Origin of the sequence: Acidovorax sp. ST3 (assembly GCF_003231145.1) — a bacterium.
Taxonomy (GTDB): Bacteria; Pseudomonadota; Gammaproteobacteria; order Burkholderiales; family Burkholderiaceae_C; genus Acidovorax.
Map to the genome: position 1 here is coordinate 297,778 of NZ_QKVP01000005.1, position 18,518 is coordinate 316,295.

18 protein-coding genes are annotated in these 18,518 nt (G+C 66.6%); 10 read left to right on the forward strand and 8 right to left on the reverse strand.

From position 1 onward, the window contains the following. Position 1 precedes the first annotated feature (1 nt). Positions 2-967, reverse strand: coding sequence for a LysR family transcriptional regulator (locus tag DNK89_RS17550; protein ID WP_110961144.1), 966 nt, complete (start codon positions 965-967; stop codon positions 2-4). A 124-nt stretch (positions 968-1,091) separates the two neighbouring features. Between DNK89_RS17550 and DNK89_RS17555 the strand changes: the two genes are divergently transcribed. Next, positions 1,092-2,564 (forward strand): amidase, encoded by a 1,473-nt coding sequence (locus tag DNK89_RS17555; RefSeq protein ID WP_110961145.1) that lies wholly within the window; start codon positions 1,092-1,094, stop codon positions 2,562-2,564. Positions 2,565-2,645: 81 nt separating this feature from the next. Next, the gene (locus DNK89_RS17560) at positions 2,646-3,623 is read left to right on the forward strand and encodes a tripartite tricarboxylate transporter substrate binding protein (protein ID WP_110961146.1); all 978 of its coding nucleotides are present in this window, start codon (positions 2,646-2,648) and stop codon (positions 3,621-3,623) included. A gap of 51 nt (positions 3,624-3,674) precedes the next feature. On the opposite strand, the gene DNK89_RS17565 is transcribed toward DNK89_RS17560, so the two are convergent. Then, positions 3,675-4,154, reverse strand: a complete 480-nt coding sequence (locus DNK89_RS17565; RefSeq protein ID WP_110961147.1) for a GyrI-like domain-containing protein — start codon at positions 4,152-4,154, stop codon at positions 3,675-3,677. 125 nt (positions 4,155-4,279) lie between these two features. Between DNK89_RS17565 and DNK89_RS17570 the strand changes: the two genes are divergently transcribed. Further along, entirely contained in the window at positions 4,280-5,470 is a 1,191-nt protein-coding gene (locus DNK89_RS17570) for a PLP-dependent aminotransferase family protein (protein ID WP_110961148.1), read from the forward strand. Between the two features lie 7 nt (positions 5,471-5,477). After that, positions 5,478-5,705: a SlyX family protein gene (locus tag DNK89_RS17575; protein WP_008906148.1), complete on the forward strand. Its 228-nt coding sequence runs from the start codon at positions 5,478-5,480 to the stop codon at positions 5,703-5,705. 14 nt (positions 5,706-5,719) lie between these two features. Here the strand turns inward: DNK89_RS17575 and DNK89_RS17580 are convergent, their stop codons facing one another. Beyond that, complete coding sequence (locus DNK89_RS17580) at positions 5,720-6,352, reverse strand: TetR/AcrR family transcriptional regulator (protein WP_110961149.1); 633 nt, start codon at positions 6,350-6,352, stop codon at positions 5,720-5,722. Positions 6,353-6,461: 109 nt separating this feature from the next. Here DNK89_RS17580 and DNK89_RS17585 point away from each other — a divergent pair, with 109 nt between their 5' ends. After that, the gene (locus DNK89_RS17585) at positions 6,462-8,516 is read left to right on the forward strand and encodes an NADPH-dependent 2,4-dienoyl-CoA reductase (protein ID WP_110961326.1); all 2,055 of its coding nucleotides are present in this window, start codon (positions 6,462-6,464) and stop codon (positions 8,514-8,516) included. Between the two features lie 179 nt (positions 8,517-8,695). On the opposite strand, the gene DNK89_RS17590 is transcribed toward DNK89_RS17585, so the two are convergent. The 3 genes from DNK89_RS17590 to pstS form a co-directional block, all read right to left on the reverse strand. Then, positions 8,696-9,364, reverse strand: coding sequence for a 3'-5' exonuclease (locus tag DNK89_RS17590; RefSeq protein ID WP_110961150.1), 669 nt, complete (start codon positions 9,362-9,364; stop codon positions 8,696-8,698). A 20-nt stretch (positions 9,365-9,384) separates the two neighbouring features. Then, on the reverse strand, positions 9,385-10,914 hold the full coding sequence (locus DNK89_RS17595; RefSeq protein WP_110961151.1) for a CYTH and CHAD domain-containing protein: 1,530 nt from the start codon (positions 10,912-10,914) through the stop codon (positions 9,385-9,387). A gap of 102 nt (positions 10,915-11,016) precedes the next feature. Then, positions 11,017-12,054 (reverse strand): phosphate ABC transporter substrate-binding protein PstS, encoded by a 1,038-nt coding sequence (gene pstS, locus DNK89_RS17600; protein WP_238990850.1) that lies wholly within the window; start codon positions 12,052-12,054, stop codon positions 11,017-11,019. Between the two features lie 359 nt (positions 12,055-12,413). Here pstS and DNK89_RS17605 point away from each other — a divergent pair, with 359 nt between their 5' ends. Both DNK89_RS17605 and DNK89_RS17610 read left to right on the forward strand, forming a co-directional pair. After that, positions 12,414-14,063 carry a methyl-accepting chemotaxis protein gene (locus tag DNK89_RS17605; RefSeq protein WP_238990851.1) on the forward strand — a complete coding sequence of 550 codons (1,650 nt, stop codon included), beginning with the start codon at positions 12,414-12,416 and terminating at the stop codon, positions 14,061-14,063. An 85-nt stretch (positions 14,064-14,148) separates the two neighbouring features. Continuing rightward, the gene (locus DNK89_RS17610; protein WP_043566660.1) at positions 14,149-14,352 is read left to right on the forward strand and encodes a hypothetical protein; all 204 of its coding nucleotides are present in this window, start codon (positions 14,149-14,151) and stop codon (positions 14,350-14,352) included. 60 nt (positions 14,353-14,412) lie between these two features. Here the strand turns inward: DNK89_RS17610 and DNK89_RS17615 are convergent, their stop codons facing one another. Continuing rightward, a complete protein-coding gene (locus tag DNK89_RS17615) occupies positions 14,413-15,675 on the reverse strand; it encodes a sensor domain-containing diguanylate cyclase (RefSeq protein ID WP_110961154.1) in 1,263 nt (420 codons plus the stop codon). Positions 15,676-15,765: 90 nt separating this feature from the next. On the opposite strand from DNK89_RS17615, the gene DNK89_RS17620 reads away from it, so the two are divergent. Next, entirely contained in the window at positions 15,766-16,113 is a 348-nt protein-coding gene (locus DNK89_RS17620) for a DUF6172 family protein (protein WP_060987484.1), read from the forward strand. Between the two features lie 60 nt (positions 16,114-16,173). On the opposite strand, the gene DNK89_RS17625 is transcribed toward DNK89_RS17620, so the two are convergent. Beyond that, on the reverse strand, positions 16,174-17,454 hold the full coding sequence (locus tag DNK89_RS17625) for a DEAD/DEAH box helicase (protein WP_110961155.1): 1,281 nt from the start codon (positions 17,452-17,454) through the stop codon (positions 16,174-16,176). 228 nt (positions 17,455-17,682) lie between these two features. Here DNK89_RS17625 and DNK89_RS17630 point away from each other — a divergent pair, with 228 nt between their 5' ends. Further along, the gene (locus tag DNK89_RS17630) at positions 17,683-18,153 is read left to right on the forward strand and encodes a DUF2721 domain-containing protein (RefSeq protein ID WP_015014759.1); all 471 of its coding nucleotides are present in this window, start codon (positions 17,683-17,685) and stop codon (positions 18,151-18,153) included. Next, the gene (locus DNK89_RS17635; RefSeq protein WP_110961156.1) at positions 18,150-18,512 is read left to right on the forward strand and encodes a translation initiation factor Sui1; all 363 of its coding nucleotides are present in this window, start codon (positions 18,150-18,152) and stop codon (positions 18,510-18,512) included. Before DNK89_RS17630 ends, DNK89_RS17635 begins: the two co-directional genes overlap by 4 nt. The last annotated feature ends 6 nt before the right edge of the window (positions 18,513-18,518 follow it).

Sequence of the window (18,518 nt, forward strand, 5' to 3'; positions counted from 1 at the left end):
ATCATCGTTGGCGGGGTGGGGCGGAGGGCTTGCTTTTTTTGGCGGGCGTGGCCGGTGGCGCATTGTCCCGCAGCTGCGCCTGCAAAAACTCCAGGAACATGCGCACGGCAGCGGGCAGGGTGCGGCCGCTCAGGGTCTGCAGCTCGGCAGCGCGGGCGCTCATGCCGGGCTCTCGGATCTGGGCGGCGTGCAGCTCGCCGCGCTGCACCCGGTCGCGCACCGTCACCTCGCCCGAGATGGACAGGCCCCCGCCATGCAGCACAAAGTGCATCAGCGTCTCGAAGTGGTTGCACACCAGGGCGGGCTCGAAGACCAGGCCCCGCTGGCTGCAGCCGATGTCGAACAGCTGGCGCACGGTGTTGTCGCGCTCGGGCAGGGCGATGGGATAGGCGTGCATCTGCGCCAGCGTGACGGAGTGCAATCGCGCCAGCGCGTGGTCGGGCCGCATGATGGCGATGACGGGTGCGGCCTGACGGTGCTGCACCGTGATGTCCCGTTCGGCCGAGCGGCTGTAGGTCAGGCCAATGTCTGCATCGCCGTTGAGCACCGCCACGGTCACAGCTGCCGGGCTGGCCACGCGCAGGTGGAACTGGATGCCGGGGTACTGCAGGCGGAACTGCGCCATCACGCGCGGCAGGAACTCGATGGCGAAACCCGCAGAGCTGCAGATGCGCACCAGCCCCGTGCGCAGGCCCTGCAGCGCCTGGATGTCGGAGACCACGCGGTCGGCCTCCAGCGCGCCCCGCCGCGCATGGGCAGCCAGCAGCTCGCCCGCTGCGCTGGGCGCCATGCCGCGCGGCCGCCGGTCAAACAGCGGCACGCCCAGCAGGTCTTCGAGGGCGGCGACTTGGCGGCTCACGGCCGAGGGCGACACATTGAGGCGCGTGGCGGCCTCGCTGACCGAGCCGCTGCGCACTACCTCCAGAAAGTAGCGCAGTGCCGTGTCCTGCAAGCGGCTGGAAAGCATGGGGGGCCTTTCGGAGTGTGGATTGCATAAAACGCAAAGATAACCCCAGAAATCGTTGATTGTCGAAACGCAGCGAGCTGCTTATGCTGACTTGCAAATGACACATTCACCGGCCTCAGCCTCCATGCCTTCCGCAAACAGCGTCACCCCGGGTGGCACCCCCAGCCACATCGTGGACTACACGGCCACCGGCCTGTCGCGCGCCATCCATGCGCGGGAGGTCTCCTGCACCGAGGTGCTGGACGCCTACCTGGCCCAGGTGGACCGGCTCAACCCCGTGGTGAATGCATTGGTGGCGATGGCGGACCGCAACGCCCTGCGCACGCAGGCGTCAGAGCGCGATGCGCAACTGGCACGCGGCGAGAGCCTGGGCCCGCTGCATGGCTTTCCGCAGGCGCCCAAGGACATCATGCCCGCTGCGGGCATGGTCACCACGCGGGGTTCACCCATCTTTGCGGGACAGGTCTCGGCCACGGATGCGGTGGTGTTCGAGCGGATGCGCGCAGGCGGTGCACTGTTCATCGGCCGCAGCAACTCTCCGGAGTTTGGCCTGGGCGGCCACACCTACAACCCGGTGTATGGCACCACACGCAATGCCCACAACCCGGCCGTGTCGGCGGGCGGCAGCAGTGGCGGCGCAGCGGTGGCCGTGGCGCTGCACATGCTGCCCGTGGCGGATGGCTCGGACATGATGGGATCGCTGCGCACGCCAGCGGCTTTCAACAACGTGTATGGGCTGCGTACCTCGTTCGGCCTGGTGCCGCACGGGCCGACGGAAGAAGTGTTCTTCCAGCAGTTCAGCGTGGCCGGGCCCATGGCCCGCAACATCCCGGACCTGGCGCTGCTGCTGTCGGTGCAGGCGGGTTTTGATGCGCGCCTGCCGCTCACGCGGCGCCATGAGGACGTGGCCCTGCTGGGCCAGCCGCTGGAGCGTGATTGGCGCGGCGCCCGCATTGGCTGGCTGGGTGACCTGGGCGGCCATTTGCCCACCGAGCCTGGCGTGTTGGCCACCTGCGAGCAGGCGCTGGAACACTTCCGCACGGTGGGTTGCACCGTGGAATCTGTGGTGCCCGCATTCAATCTGGAACAGCTGTGGAACGCATGGATCGACTTGCGCAGCTTCAGCGTGGCAGGGGCCAATGCGGCCTTGTATCGCAACCCGGCCACGCATGCGCTGCTAAAGCCCGAGGCGGTGTGGGAGATCGAGCGTGGCATGCGCCTGACGGCTCTGCAGGTGTACGACGCGGCCCGCGTGCGCAGCGCGTGGTACCAGGTACTGCGCGGCCTGTTCGAGCAGTTCGATTTTCTGGTGTTGCCCGCTGCCCAGGTGTTCCCCTTCGATGCCGGGCTGGACTGGCCCTATGAGGTGGGCGGCCGCACCATGGACACCTACCACCGCTGGATGGAGGCCGTGGTGCCCGCCACCATGGCCGGCCTGCCCGCGCTGGCAGCCCCCGCAGGCTTCGGCTCCGGCGGCCAGCCTGCGGGTCTGCAGATCATCGGCCCAGCGCAGTCTGACGCCACCGTGCTGCAGATCGGCCACGCCTACGACCAAGCCAGTGGGTATGCGCGTCAGCGCAGTCCCTTGCGGGACTGATCGGGGTCTGGCCGCTCGCCGTTCCGTCCCACACCGTTAACCCCCTCGCTTTTGTCAACGTGCTTTCTGGAGAGCTTCACCATGCTGCGTTCCCGCTTCGTATCAAGTCTTCTGCTCAGCGCCCTGGTGCTGGGCGCGCCCGGCATGTCGCAGGCACAGACTTACCCTGACCGGCCCATCAAGCTGGTCGTGCCTTTTGCCCCGGGTGGAGCCACCGACATCCTGGGGCGTTTGCTGGCCACGGCCCTGGGGGAGCGCCTGGGGCAGCCCATGGTGGTCGAGAACCGGCCCGGCGCGGGCACCGTGGTGGCGGCGTCCATGGTGGCTAAGGCGCCCGCTGACGGGTACACGCTGCTGCTCGGGTCCAACACCACGCTCACCATGAACCCGGCCATCCGCACGAACCTGCCGTACGACCCCCTCAAGAGCTTCACGCCCCTGGCCCTGGTGGCCGACATGGGGCTGCTGCTGGTGGCCCACAACGACACCCCGGGGCAGTCGCTCAAGGACATCGTGGCCCAGGCCAAGGCCGCGCCGGACAAGTTCTCGTACGGCTCCTATGGCACGGGCTCGTCGGTGCACTTTGGCGCCGAGATGCTCAAGACCACTGCAGGTTTTCCGATGATGCACGTGCCTTTCAACGGCAGCTCGCCCAGTCTCACGGCGCTGATGGGCGGGCAGGTGCAACTGGCGGTGGACACCGTGGTGGCGTCCACCCCGCTCATCAAGTCCGGCAAGATCAAGGCGATTGCCGCACTCAGCCCGCAGCGTCTGGCCCTGCTGCCCAATGTGCCCACGGTGGCCGAGAGCGGCTACCCCGGCTTTGACATGGGATCGTGGTTTGCCTTCGTAGGCCCGGCGGGCCTGCCCGCACCCGTGCAGAAAAAGCTGGAAAAGGCCCTGGCCGAGACCATGGCCTCGGCGGAGTTCAAGAAGAAGATGGTGGACATCGGCCTGACGCCGCTGGGCGGCAATGGCGATGCGCTGCGCGCACGCATTGAACGCGAGCTGCCGCTGATGCGTGCCGTGGCGGCGCGGGCGGATATCCGGGTGGATTGACGGTTGGCGCTGCTACCGACCATCTGGCCCCGCAGCGCCAACACACAAGTCTCAGCCAGCCCGCTTGATCGGAATGCACAGCCAGCACGGAAAACGCCCCGTGGCCGCGTCCACCGCAAAGTCTTCGTCGTAGATCTCCAGCGCGGCGCGGGGCTCCCACTCCCAGCCGTCGGGGATCTGGCCCGGCGCGCCCATCTGGGCCCAGGCGGCGGCGATCTCGGGTCCCGTGCCCACAAAGTGCATGCAAGCGTAGTCGCCGCCTTCGTAGTCCATCACCTGCACATCGGGTCCGGTGCGCAGGCCCACGCCAATCTGCACTGCTGCGTCATAGCGGCACCGCTCGGGTGGCGTGCAGGCCGGGTCGTCGTGGCTGAAGCCGTAGAACTTGGGGCGCGGATCATTCAAGCGGTTGGCGGCGCACCAGCTGCCAAAGCGCTCCCACAACTCGGTCAGGCCCGGGTGGCCGTAGGCGCCGGTGTGGCGCATGGTGGCAAGGCGCATGCGGGGCAGGGTGCGGATGGTCAGGGTCATGGCGGGCGGGGCTATGGCGGTGGAGGGAAAACCCAGTTTAGAGCCTGTCGGACGGACACCGCATGAATCCTGCGTCGCAATTGGCGACAATGCACGGTTTGTTGCCAACCACTTCTGTCCACGCCATGCAATTTGCCGACCGCCTGAACAACGTAGAAACCTCCGCCATCCGCGAGCTTTTCAAGCTGCTGGGCAAGCCCGGCATCATCAGCTTTGCAGGCGGATTCCCCGACAGCGCGATGTTCGACGTGGAAGGCATCCGCGCCGCCAGCAATGCCGCCCTGGCCGAAGAACCTGGCGCAGCACTGCAGTACGGCGCCACCGAGGGCTACAACCCGCTGCGCGAGCAACTGGCCGCCTTCATGACCAGCAAGGGCGCCAAGGATGTGGCTGCCGACAACCTCATCGTCACCACCGGCAGCCAGCAGGCACTGGACCTGCTGGGCAAGACGCTCATCAGCCCCGGCGACAAGGTGATCGTGGAAGGCCCCACGTTCCTTGCCACCATCCAGTGCTTTCGCCTGTACGGCGCCGAACTCATCAGCGCGCCCATCGATGGCAACGGCGTGAAGACCGACGAGCTGGAAAAGCTCATCGCTGAGCACAAGCCGAAATTCGTTTACCTGATCCCCACCTTTGGCAACCCCAGCGGCGCCATGCTGAGCCTGGAGCGCCGCAAGGCCGTGCTGGAGATGGCCGTCAAGCACAACACCTTGATCGTCGAAGACGACCCCTACGGCGACCTGTACTTTGGCGATGCGCCACCCCCCAGCCTGCTGAACCTGTCGGCCACTGTGCCCGGCAGCCGAGAGCTGCTGGTGCACTGCGGCAGCTTGAGCAAGGTGCTCTCGCCCGGCCTGCGCGTGGGCTGGATGATTGCCCCGGCCGAGTTGCTGGGCAAGGCCACCATGTGCAAGCAGTTCAGCGATGCACACACCAGCACCTTTGCGCAGGCCACGGCCGCGCAGTACCTCAAGGCCGGCCGCATGCCTGGCACGCTGGCCCATGTGCGCAAGGTGTACGCCGAGCGCGCCCAGGCCATGGGCGATGCGCTGCGCAAGGAGCTGGGCGACGCCATCGAATTTGTGCAGCCCCAGGGCGGCCTGTTCGTGTGGGCGCGCCTCACGGGTGCAGGCGGCAAGGTGGCCGACGGCAATGTGCTGGCCAAGCGCGCGATTGAAAAGGGTGTGGCCTTTGTGCCCGGCGCGCCGTTCTTCTGCGCCAACCCGGACCACGCCACCTTCCGCCTGTCGTTTGCCACGGCCGATGTGGACAAGATCCGCGAAGGCGTAGCGCGCCTGGGCCAGGCGATCTGACGCCTCCATGTCCGACACCAACGATCTCGCCAACGTTCTCCAGCGTCTCGAAAGCCTGGAGATCAAGGCCAGCTTTACCGAAGACCTGCTGGACCAGCTGAACATGACCATCTACCAGCAGCAGCAATTGATCGATCGGTTGACGCACGAGGTCATCCAGCTGCGCCAGCAGGCGCCCGAAGGTGGCTCGAACGGCCCGCGCAACCTGCGCGACGAGCTGCCGCCGCATTACTGATCGGATCGCTCGGTCTACGCCCTGACGGACCGCCACGCTGCGTCCGCCAGCTCTGCGCGGTACGTGGTGGGCGAGGGCAGGCCGCCCTGGCCTGCATTGCCTGACAGCCACGCCCTGCAATAGCTCTGCACCGGCCCCATCACCAGCGACGGCATCAGCTCGCACGGCAGGTTGCGCAGCGCGCCCGATTGGCGGTGGGGCTCGAACCAGGCCACCAGGGCCTGGTTGCGGCGCCGCGCTGCCTCGGCCAGGTCTGGCGTGCGCGGGCCGGCGGCCACGGCGCCCCGCGCTTGGAACAGAAAGCGCGCCCGCTCGGGCTGCGCCACCACCCAGTCCAGATAGCCTGTGACCAGGGCCTGTACACCCGCCTCCACGCCCTGGGCGGCATCCAGCTGCGCCTGCACGCTGCGCGACTGGTCGTGATAGATCTCGAAGAACAACGCCGCCACGATGCCGTCGCGGTTGCCAAAGTGGTGATAAATGCTGCCTACGCTGGCCCCGCAGCGCGCGCGCACGCCGTCGATGGTGACCGCGTCCACGCCGCCTTCGGCCGCGCACGCTAGGGCGGCGTTCAGGATGTCCTGGCGGCGGTCGGTAGGGGCTTCGGCAGGGGATGAAGTGGGGGGCGGGGAATTGCGGCTTGCCATGGAATGGGATTCTAGAATAAAGTTCTAGAAAAACCTTCTAGTCCACGACCCTCCCATGCATTCCTCTCCTCCCATGGCCCCTCCTGCCGCCCCTGCAGCCGCTGCCTCCATGCCCGGCGCCGCCTTGTACCCGCACCTGCTCGCCCCCCTCGACTTGGGGTTCACCACCCTCAAGAACCGCGTGCTGATGGGTTCCATGCACACGGGGCTGGAGGACGGGCGTGACCTCTCGCGCATGGCGGCGTACTTCCGCGAGCGGGCTGAGGGTGACGTGGGCTTGATCGTGACGGGTGGCTTCGCACCGAATATCGCGGGCTGGGCCAAGCCGTTTGCAGGCACGCTGGCAACGTCTGGCGCGGCCAAGCGCCACCGCGTGGTGACCGAGGCCGTGCATGCAGCGGGCGGCAAGATCGCGCTGCAGATCCTGCACACGGGCCGTTACGCCTACCACCCGCTGGCCGTGGCGCCCTCGCGGCTGCAGTCGCCGATTTCGCCGTTCACGCCGTTCGCGCTGTCGGCACGGGGGGTGGAGCGCCAGATCCGCGCGTTCGTGAACTGCGCCGTGAAGGCGCGCGAGGCCGGGTACGACGGCGTGGAGGTGATGGGCTCCGAGGGTTATTTCATCAACCAGTTTCTGTCGCAGGCCACCAACCTGCGGCGCGATGAATGGGGCGGTGACTACAGCCACCGCATGCGCCTGCCGGTCGAGATCATCGGCCGCATGCGCGAGGCCGTTGGCAAGGACTTCATCATCATCTACCGCCTGTCGATGATCGACCTGGTGCCCGGCGGCAGCGCGTGGGACGAGATCGTCACCCTGGGCAGGGCCGTGGCCACGGGCGGCGCCAACATCGTCAACACCGGCATCGGCTGGCACGAGGCGCGGGTGCCTACCATTGCCACCAGCGTGCCCCGCGCAGCGTTTGCGTGGGTCACGCAGAAGATGAAGGCCGAGTTCGCGGCCGCAGGCATCACCACACCGCTGGTCACGTCCAACCGCATCAACACGCCCGAGGTGGCCGAGCAGGTGCTGGCCGATGGCTGCGCCGACATGGTGTCCATGGCGCGGCCGCTGCTGGCCGATGCCGCGTTTGTGAAGAAGGCTGCGCAGGGCCGGGCCGACCGCATCAACACCTGCATCGCCTGCAATCAGGCCTGCCTGGATCATGTGTTCCAGAACAAGACCAGCAGTTGCCTGGTCAACCCGCGTGCTTGCCATGAGACCGAGCTGGTGTACCGCCCGGTGTCGTCGCGCAAGCGTGTGGCCGTGGTCGGCGCTGGGCCCGCAGGCCTGACGGCCGCCACCGTGGCCGCCGAGCGGGGGCACGAAGTGCATCTGTTTGACGCCGCGCCCGCCATCGGCGGCCAGCTCAACATGGCCAAGGTGATTCCGGGCAAGGAAGAGTTCCATGAAATGCTGCGTTACCTGGCCACGCGCGTGGAAGACACAGGCGTGTTGCTCCACCTGAACCGCAAGGTCGCAGCCGCCGACCTGGCGGGCTTTGACGAGGTCATCGTCGCGACTGGCGTGGAGCCGCGCGACCCGAAGATCCCCGGCCAGGACCTCCCCAAGGTGCTGAGCTACATCGACGTGTTGCGCCATGGCAAGCCGGTGGGCGAGCGCGTGGCCATCATCGGTGCGGGCGGCATTGGCTTTGACGTGGCCGAATTCTTGACGCATGGTGAGCATCCCTCTACTACGCTCGACCTGCCCGCCTGGAAGGCCGAGTGGGGCATCACCGACCCGGCCGAGGCGCGCGGTGGCCTGGCCACCAGCGGCCCGCGCGTGACGCCCCCTGCACGGCAGGTGACGCTGCTGCAGCGCAAGAAGGGCAAGCTGGGCGGCGGCCTCGGCAAGACCACAGGCTGGATCCACCGCACCGTGCTGAAGATGAAAGCGGTGGAGATGGTGGGCGGCGTGAACTACGAGCGCATTGCCGACGAAGGGCTGCTGGTGTCGTACGGCGAGAAGCGCGAAGACCCGACCTGGATTCCCTGCGACACCGTGGTGCTGTGCGCGGGCCAGGTGCCCTTGCGCAGCCTGGCGCAGGACCTGGAGGCCCAGGGCCGCAAGCCCCACCTCATCGGCGGTGCGCTGGAGGCGGGTGAGCTGGACGCCAAACGCGCCATCGACCAGGCGGCGCGGCTCGCGGCCCGGCTGTAGGTCGGTGCATGGATCGCCTGCGGGGACTCACAGGGCCTCACAGGGCCTGTCAGGCGCGTTGTTGAGGTTGTTTTGGCCGGTAGCGGTAGTGATTCATGCCTGAGTAGCTATTGTTTTGATAGTGAGTGCAAGGCATAGACTGCCGAGATAGGCCACCGCCGCTGTGCGCGCGCAGCCCCTCAGGCGGTCAGATGCAAGGCGTTGAACACCCGCAGCGCCGCCCACGCGTCGTTGGCGGCGTAGACCAGCTGGGCCTCGCTCAGCCGGGCGTTGGCCCAGTTGGAGGTGGCGGCCTTTTTAGACTTGATGAAACGCCGGTTGAACAGCACGGCCACGGCCCCTTTCACGCCCATGTCCTTGCGGTAGCCGTGTTGGCGGAACACGGTGTTCAGCTCCAGCACATCGGCGGGCTGCACGCCCAGCTTGTGCTGGATGCGCTTGGTGTCGTCGCCCAGCCCAAAGCCTGCCTTGGTCACACCGCGCAAGGCCAGCAGCTCGGCCACACGCGCGCGGCAGCCGGGGTCGTGCAGCTGGAACACCCAGGCCCGCTCCAGTGTGGCCAGTTGCACGATGTGCGGGCCGTCCGACGCCTCGCCCTGCACAAAGGTGGGTTTGGATTCGGTGTCAAAACCCCAGGCGCTCGCACCGGCCAGCGCATCGCAAGCCTGGTCGGCCTGGGCAGGTGTGGAGACGAGGGCGATGCGGTCCAGGCCCAGGCGTTCAAAGGGCTCCAGCAGCGCGATCTGGTCTTTGTCGGGTGTGGGGCGCTGGGCGGTGCGCGCAGAGGGGTGGCGGGGCGTGGAGGGCGGCTGGCGCCGCGAAGGGGGAGAGTCCGTCATGCGGGCCATTGTGCCGTGCAGATGGTCCTTCAGCGTTTGCCGGTTTTGCGCAAGCGGGGCGCCTCTGCCATCTGCGCCAGGGCCTGTACACAGGCCGCCACCGACTGGGCCTGCCGTCCTGCCAGCCAGCCCGCGCCAAACCAGGCGTTCGGCTCGCCCGACTCTGCCAGTTCGCGGTACAGCGCGGCGGCCACGCGCTCGTCGTTCAGGCGGCCCAGGGCCGACAGCGCAGGCTGCAGGCTTTCCAGAAACCGGGTGCTGTGCGCATCCAGTGCGGGCGCCACAAACTCGGTGAGGTAGCGCAGGCGTTTGAGCCGTTTGCGCAGCCGGTGCTGTGCCTGCGGGGTGCGCGTGGCAAAACCCCGTGCGCCTTTTTGCACCTGGGCATGCATTGCGCGCAGGCGCTGCTGCAGCAGGCGGCGCGTGGCACGGGCGTCCAGGCCTGCTGGAGCGCTGCCCGTGGCATCCAGCCCTGGGGTGGTAAAGGCCATCAGATGCACCAGCGTTTCTTGAAAGGCCGCATCGCGCACGATGTGTTGTGCAGCCTGGGCCTCCAGCCCGGTAGCGTCGTCCGGGTGGGTGGACAGGGGCGGCGCTCCGGCATCGCGCAGTTCGGCATCGATGCGCTGCACCACCTGGCTGCGGTCCCGCAGGTGGCCGAGCTGCTGGAACACATGGACCAGGGGCGGCTCCCAGGCGGGGTCCAGGTGGCCCGGGGCCAGCGGCGCCAGCTCGCGCAGGGCGGTGCGCAGGCGGCGGATGCCGATGCGCAACTGGTGCAGCTGCTCTTCATCGTTGGACCCTTCAGCCAGGTCGCTGGCGGGGCCCAGGATCTGCTGCAGGCACTGCGCCACCACGGCGCGCTGCAGGGCCAGCCCGGCGGGCAGTTGCTGGTACAGGGGGGAAGGGGACCGGGCCTTGCGGGGCGAACTGCTATCGGGTGCGGCCAGCAGGCGCTCGCCCCGTTCGGCCTTGGACACGGTGCTCAGATACAGTCCATGCCGTGTGGCCCACTGCGCGGCGAGCGCTGCCAGGCCCGTCACGGGCCCGGCCTTGAGCTCCAGCTCCAGCTCGCAAATGGGGGCTTCGGCCTGCCGCGCTGTGCCCCGGTGGGCCACCACCCGGCCGGTGTCCAGCGCCAGCTCGACCACGGTTCCCTGGCGGGTGATGTCGCGGGTCAGCCGGTCCATCTCGGTGCCATAGGTCTCGACGAGGGGGCTGCCTGCGGCTTGCAGCGCCTGCTGCAACCGCGCGCCCGCCACGGTGCCACTGTGCAACTGGGGTTGGGGCTCGGGCGCGGTGCCTTCGGTGGCGGGGCCGCGTGCGACGTTGTGCTCCTGCCGGTCCAGCGGGCCATCGCCCAGCGCCTTGACGGTTTGCACCCACTGGTCGCCCTCACGCCGCAGGCGAAACGCAATGCCGCGTGACGCCAGTGCACCGTCGGGTGTGTCGAAGTAGCGGGCCTCCATGCGGATAGCGGTACACCGGCCCCGGCGCAATGCCGCTTGCACAGCGGCCAGGCGCTCGGGCGGGATGCAGAACTTGAATTCGATTTCCATGATGGCAGCATTATCCTGTGATATTCCCTTCACAAAGCGATGCCGGATCAAGATGGTGCGCTGGTTATCTGTGAATAATCAATGATTCGCGTGAAAGCGGATTTATTGCGATGAGCGATTGAAAGACGATATCAAGCTCATGCCCAACGGTTTTCCCTGATTATCTCGGATGGAGGTAATGATTTTGAAAGCCGACGCCTGAACCCGGTCGGGCAGGCGGACAAAATTATTCTCTTGTACCAAGGTGTCGCCATTGAGGAACGACCACAGAATGAACCGCAGGGCCTGGGCCGTCTGGTCGGGGTTCTGCGTGACCTTGGGGAACACCACAAACGTGCCCATGGTGATGGGCCACACCGATTTGCCGGGCCGCTGCGTCAAAGTGCTGTTGAAAACCCCGGTGGCCGACCAATCGCTGTTGGCCAGTGCTGCCTTGAAGGCATCGATGGAGGGTTTGACGTAAATGCCGTCGGCATTTTTCATCTGCACGGTGGTCAGGCCGTATTCGGCCACGTAGCCGTGGTCCACATATCCGATGGCGCCCACCGTGTCGCGCACGCCCTTGGCCACTCCGTCGCTGCCTTTGAAGGCCAGCACCCCTGCAGGCCAGGCAATGCTGGTTTTGGCGCCGTAAGTTTTTTTCCATTGCGGGCTCACCTTGCCCAGGTAGTCCGCAAAGTTGTAGGTGGTGCCTGAACCATCGGCACGCACCACCACCTTGATCGGCAGGTCGGGCAGGGGCAGATCGGAGTTCAGTGCGGCGATGTCGGCCGCATTCCAGCGGGTGATCTCACCCATGAAGATGCGGCTGAGCACCTCGCCCGTCAGGCGCAGCTGGGCGTTGGGCACCTTGGGCAGGTTGACGATGGGGCTGATGCCGGTGATGGCCACGGGCAGCGCCAGCAGGCCATGCTCCAGCAGGTCCTTCTCGGCGGGGTACACGTCGGTCGCACCAAAGCCGACGGCTTGTTGCTGGATCTTTTTCATGCCCGCGCTGGACCCCACCGGGTCGTAGTCCACCACGCTGCCAGTCGCCTTGGCATAGGCCTTGGCCCAGCTGCGGTAGATGGGCGCTGCCGCCGAAGAGCCTGCGCCCGTCACGGTCTGCGCGCTGGCCAGCCCCGCCTGCACAAGGGCCATGGTTGCCAGCAGAAGAAAGTAAATATATTTCATGTGTTTTATGTAATGGTTTTTATGAATAACGATATGCCACGCACTATTTCCGGTGCAATGAAAGTCGTTGCACTTTCATGGAGCGGGTAAGCCGCTTGCGGTGCCGATCCTAGCAAAATGACAGCGATTTGAAGCATTGGCCTGCACGGTCCAGGTTTCTCGCTCCGTCATTAATCTGTCATTTGAAACAATTAGTATCTTTCGCATTCCGCCGGGAATTCGCTGCAGGCAACGGGTGGGCGTTCTCCAGCGGGCCACACGCGTTTGCTCTCACAAGGCGGCGACGCCTTGGTGGACCTTCACGAAAGATTCAGATGCTTCAAAAAATGAAAATTGGTACCCGGCTGGCGCTGGCGTTTGCCGTGCTGTTGTTGCTGATCTCGGCCCTGGCGGCGGGGGGCATCAGCGGGGCCAAGCGGTTGACCGAGCGCAGCGCAGCCCTGTACGGCGACCGCACCGTGCCGATGGGCGTGCTGGCCGAGATCAGCCACCTGACGCAGCGCAACCGCGTGCTGGTCATGGACATGCTGATGGACCCTGGCACCAGCAACCTGGAAGCCAGCCACGCGGCCCTGACCGCCAATGTCGAGCGCATCCAGACCCTGTGGAAGGACTACGCCGCCAAACCTCTGGCGGCGGAGGAACAGGCCCTGGCGCAGGCCTTTGCCGATGCCAATGCCACCTATCTGGACAAGGGCCTGATCCCGGCGTCGGCCGCGCTGGTGGCCGGCAAGTACGACGACGGTTCGGAGCTGTACATCACCCAGATCCGTCCCAACGCGCTCAAGGTGCAGGACGCCATCGAGCGGTTGGTTGCCCTGCAGATCAACGTGGCCGCGGCAGAGTTTGCCGGGGCCCGCGCCATGAGCGACACCATCCACTGGTGGATGCTGGCCGCCACGGCCCTGGCACTACTGGCGGGCGCGGCGATGGCCTGGGTCATCACCCGCTCCATCTCGCGCCCGCTGCGCCAGGCCGTGGTGCTGGCACGCACCGTGGCGGGGGGCGACCTGACGGCGCAGATTGAGGTGCGCGGCAATGACGAGACCGCCGAGCTGCTAGGTGCCCTGCGCGAGATGAACCACCAGCTGGTGCGCGTGATCACCGAGGTGCGCGCCAGCACCGAGACGGTAGCGCACGAGGCCGTGGTGATGGCGGGCGGCACCGAAGACCTGGCACGCCGCACCGAGGTGCAGGCGTCCAACCTGCAGGAGACGGCCGCGTCGATGGAGCAGCTGACCATCACGGTGCAGCACAACACCGACAATGCCCAGCGTGCCACCGCTCTGGCGCAAGAGGCGAGCAGCGTGGCCAACGAAGGCGGCAGCGTGATGCGCGACGTGATCGCCACCATGCAGGAGATCAAGACCCAGTCGCAAAAGATCACGGACATCATCAAGGTGATCGACGACATCGCCTTCCAGACCAACCTGCTCGCGTTGAATGCGGCGGTGGAGGCTGCGCGTGCTGGTGAACAAGGCCGGGGCTTTGCCGTGGTGGCGGGCGAGGTGCGGGGCCTGTCGCAACGCAGCAGCATGGCGGCCCGGGAGATTCGCGGCCTGATCTCGGCCAGCGTGCAGGGCGTGGAGCGCGGGTCCACGCTGGTGGGCCAGGCGGGTGAACGCGTGGCCAACACCGTGCACCATGTGAACCAGGTGGTCTCGCTCATCACCGCCATCAAGGAGGCGGGGCAAGAGCAGGCCCGCGGCATTGCCCAGATCGGCGAGGCCGTGCGCCAGCTGGACGCGGCCACGCAACAGAACGCGGCACTGGTGGACGACAACTCGTCCGCCTCGACGGGCATGAAGAACCAGGTCAAGCGTCTGCTGGAGGTGATTCACCAGTTCCGCCTGGCGCCCGATATGCCTCTGTCGGCTGGGGATGCGCCCCTGCTCGCAGCCTCAGGTGTGCCTGCTGCGGCGGCCTTGGAGGGCCGAGGGGGCAGCCGGGCGCAACTGGCCATTTCGGCCCGCTAGCCTGTCGGCGGCGAGGCTTCGGTGATCGCATGGCCGTGCCGTCAATGACCGAGACATTGCCACCCACTCCGCGAGGCGCCGCGCCATGAACCGCACCGACGTATTGATCGCGATTGCCGAGGTGGCGCGCAGCGGTGGCGCGACCGCGCCCGAAGACGCCATTTCGCAGCTGGCGATGATCATTGACGATCTGGAGTTGTCCTGCAGCGGCTCGGAGCAGGTGATGGAGATGCTGCTGCGCATTGCCGCCTGCCTGTGGAACCTGCAGCAGGAACGCATGCGCCTTTGAATACTGGCCTCGGGATTCGGCGGCGCCCTGATCCGTCGCCGCTCAGGGCGACTGAAGCGCTCACTCTCCCAGCGTTTCGAGCGAAGCCACCTGGTTGCGTCCCCGGTGCTTGGCCAGGTACAGCGCCTGGTCGGCGCGGTCGAGCATGTCACGCAGGCTCCGGTCGCTCTGGCGGAAGGTGCTCACACCCAGGCTGGTGGTCACACGGTAGCTGTGGCCTGCATCGTCCGTCAGCTCCAGCGCGCGAATGCTGTGCAGCATGCGCGTGGCAACCTCCAGGCCCTCAGCCAATGTAGTCACCGGCAGCAGCACGCCAAACTCTTCGCCGCCCAGCCGGCCCACGGCATCGCTGGCGCGCAACTGGCCCTTGATGGCCTGCGCAAACGCCATCAGCGCACGGTCGCCCTCCAGGTGGCCAAAACGGTCGTTGATGGTCTTGAAGTGGTCCAGGTCCAGCATCAGCAAGGTCAGGGGCTCGCCGTTGCTCCGTGAATGGGCATAGGCCGACTCAGCACATTCCAGAAACGCGCGGCGGTTGGCAATGCCCGTCAGCATGTCGGTGGTGGCCAGGCGCTGCAGTTCGCGCTCCAGGTTCTTGCGCTGCGTCACGTCGCGGTAAATGCCCTCGACCCCCGCAAAATTGCCGGCATAGTCGTACAGCGCGTGGCTGCTGATGGAGATGTCGATCACCGTGCCATCGCGCCGCACCATCTGGCCCGGAAAGTCCGACACCTCGCCGTGCTCCATGATTGCAGCCTTGAACGCGTCGCGGTCCTTGCTCTGGGGGTAGTACGACTCGGCGGTGCGGCCTTCGATTTCATGCGGTTCGTAGCCGAGCACGCGGCGCACGCCAGGGCCCACATGCTGCACGATGCCCTGCGCGTCGGTGCGGTAGTACACGTCCTGCATGTTGTCGAACAGGCGCCGGAAGTTCTGCTCGCTCTCGCGCAACTGGGCCTCGATCTCGCTCTGGTGCGTCATGTCCATGCCGCACATGAGCACGGCGGGCGCACCGTCCCATTCAATGGCCACGCTGCTGATCAGCACCATGCGCAGGTTACCCCGCTCGGTGCGGATGCGGAACTCGGACGACTTGTTGGGCCGTCCGGCCTGCTCGGGCACTGCCACCTGCTGGATGCGGTTGGTGGAGCGCACCTGGTCGAGGGGGTGCACAAAATCGCCGGACAGCCGCCCGATCAGGCTGTCGATGCTGGGCGCCTCCAGCAGCTCCATGCTGGCGGCGTTGGCAAAGCGGATGGCACCCTCTTGTGTGACAAGCACAGCCGCTGGCAACAGGTGCAGCAGGCGCAGGTCGTGGTTCATGGGCTGGTGGGTAACCAAAAGTAATGCACCATTGTGGCACCGGTAACAGGCGCCATCAAAGATCATCTGTCGCAGGCGGTACTATCGCCCATGAGAAAAACTTTCCAACTCCACGTTGAAGGCAAGAACCGCGACCGCGTTCTGGATGCCGTCAAACACGAAATCCGCAAATACATCAAGCGCGAACGGCGCCGCGACCTGCCGGAAGGTGCCGACTTCTGGGACTTTGACTGCCGGTTTGGCCGCACCAAAGAAGACGCCGCTGTGGCGCATCTGTCGGCCTTGACCGGCTTGATCAACGGCGTGGCGGCCGAGGGTGGCGCCCAGTTCTATGTGGAAATTCTGGCCAAACCCGGCAAACGCACGCCACGGCCCGCAGGGCAGGCGCCGCAGGGCGGGGCCGATGACTTGGGCGGGGACGAAGAAGACGGCGTTTAAACCCGGGCCCTGGGTGTGTACCACGCGTGCCCACTCTGTATCCCGACACTGCAGGCCCCTTCAGGGGCCTTTTTTCTGGTCGGCTGGGGTTTGAGCGGCTTGCGCTGCGGCGGCCGCGCGCAGCTTGTCCTTTTTGCTGGGGCGCTTGCCCTTGATGCCACCGGTGCCTTGAGGATCTGCGGGGGATGCGAGCTGGGGCGTTTCGGTCGGCTCAAAGCCTGCGATCTGCTCGCGCGGAATGGTGAGGTGCTGGCGCTTTTCGATCAGCCGGAAATGCGCCTCGGCATCGGCCGTCACAAAGCTCACGGCCATGCCGCTTTCGCCCGCCCGGCCGGTGCGTCCGATGCGGTGCACATAGTCCACGGCAGAGCGGGGCAGGTCGTAGTTCACCACGGCGGGCAGTTGTGCAATGTCGATGCCGCGCGCGGCCAGATCGGTGGTGACCACCACCTGCCAGCGCTCGTCCTTGAACTCCTGCAGCACCTGGTTGCGCGCGCCCTGGCTCAGCCCGCCGTGGAACGGCGTGGCGTAGATGCCCGCCTTGTACAGCTTTTCCGCCACATGCTCGGCAGCGTACTGCGTGGCCACAAACACCAGCACGCGCGACCAGTTGTGCTCCTTGACCAGATGGCGCAGCAGCTGGGTGCGGCGGCTGGCGTCCACCGCAATGGCGCGTTGTTCGATGGCGGGCTCGTTGCCCGGGGTGTGAGGCACTTCCACCCGCACGGGGTTCTGCAGAAGGCCATCGGCCAGCGCCTGCACGGCAGCGGGAAAGGTGGCCGAGAAGAACAGGTTTTGCCGCCGGGCAGGCAACAGCGCCAGCACGCACTGCAGTTCCTCGGCAAAGCCCAGGTCCAGCAGCCGGTCGGCTTCGTCCAGCACCAAGTGCGCCACGGCCGACAGGCGCAACGCGTTGTGGTCCGCCAGGTCCAGCAGGCGCCCCGGCGTGGCCACCACAATGTCGGCACCGCCGCGCAGGCCCAGCATCTGCGGGTTGATGGATACGCCGCCAAACACGATGGCGATCTTGAGTGGTTGCTGCAGGTGCTGCGCCAGGCTGCGCAGCACTTCGCCCACCTGCGCGGCCAGTTCACGCGTCGGTACCAGCACCAGGGCACGCACCCGGCGCGGCCCGCCGGTGGCGCTGAGCTGCAGATGCTGCAGCAAGGGCAGTGCGAAGGCCGCCGTTTTGCCCGACCCCGTCTGCGCCGCACCCATCAGGTCTACCCCTTGCAGGATGGCCGGAATGGCGCCCGCCTGAATGGGCGTGGGCGCCACAAAGCCCGCCTGGGTGGCAGCGTGGACAAGGGCGGGGGAGAGACCGAGGGAAGCAAAAGACATGGAAAGGCGCTGGAGAGGCGTTAAAAGGGGGCACGCAACGCAGCGCAGACAAAGCAGTGATGGCCCGCATTGTCGCCGCAGTTGCCCGATGCGCCCTACCTACGAGCTTGCAATGCATGCGTTGCACCTTCCGGGTTGCAGGGAATGCGAGTGCCCTTTCTCTGCGTTGGGCAACCGATAATCGGGCCGCCTCGTTTTTCGTTGACAGTTTTCCCGGACCCGAACCCCATGGCTTTGCCCCTAGATACCTCTGCCATCACCCACGGCATCCAGCTGGCGGTGGCGCCCGTGTTCTTGCTCACTGCGGTGTCCGGCATGATCGGTGCGGTGGCCGGCCGACTGGCCCGCATCATCGACCGGGCGCGTGTGGTGGAAGACCGCGCGCGCGTCAACACCGAACCCGAATTCCTGGCCCGTGCCTACAAAGAGCTGGGCGACTTGCGCTTGCGCGGGCGGCTGGCCAACGGCTGCATTGCGCTGCTGACGTTCTGTGCCTTCCTGATCGGCACGACCATCATCCTGCTGTTCCTGGGCGAAACCACGGACTTCCAGTCCAGCCGCCTCGCGGTGGGCGGGTTTCTGGCGGGCGTTGCCTGCTTTTTGCTGGCGCTGGTGTGTTTTCTGACCGAGACGCTGCTGGCCACGCGCCTGCTCGACTTTCACATGCTGCAGCAAGAGGTGGAGGGGAAGAAGCCATGAAGTCTTTTGCCGATCTGGGCGGCCTGGTGTATTCCACCGAGTCAGGCCGCATGTGCCCCGCCTGCCGGCAGCCGGTGGCGCAGTGCGTGTGTAAGCAGAACAAACCGCTGCCCACGGGCGACGGCATCGTGCGCGTATCGCGCGAGACCAAAGGGCGCGGCGGCAAGGCGGTCACCTTGGTCAAGGGCGTGTTGGTGGACGAGGCCACGCTGGAGCAGCTGGGCAAGCAGCTCAAGACCGCGTGTGGCAGCGGCGGCACGGTGAAGGACGGCGTGATCGAGGTGCAGGGCGATCATGTGGAGCGTGTGATGGCCGCGCTGCAGAAGCTGGGCCACAAGGTCAAGCGCGCGGGCGGCTGAGCGGGG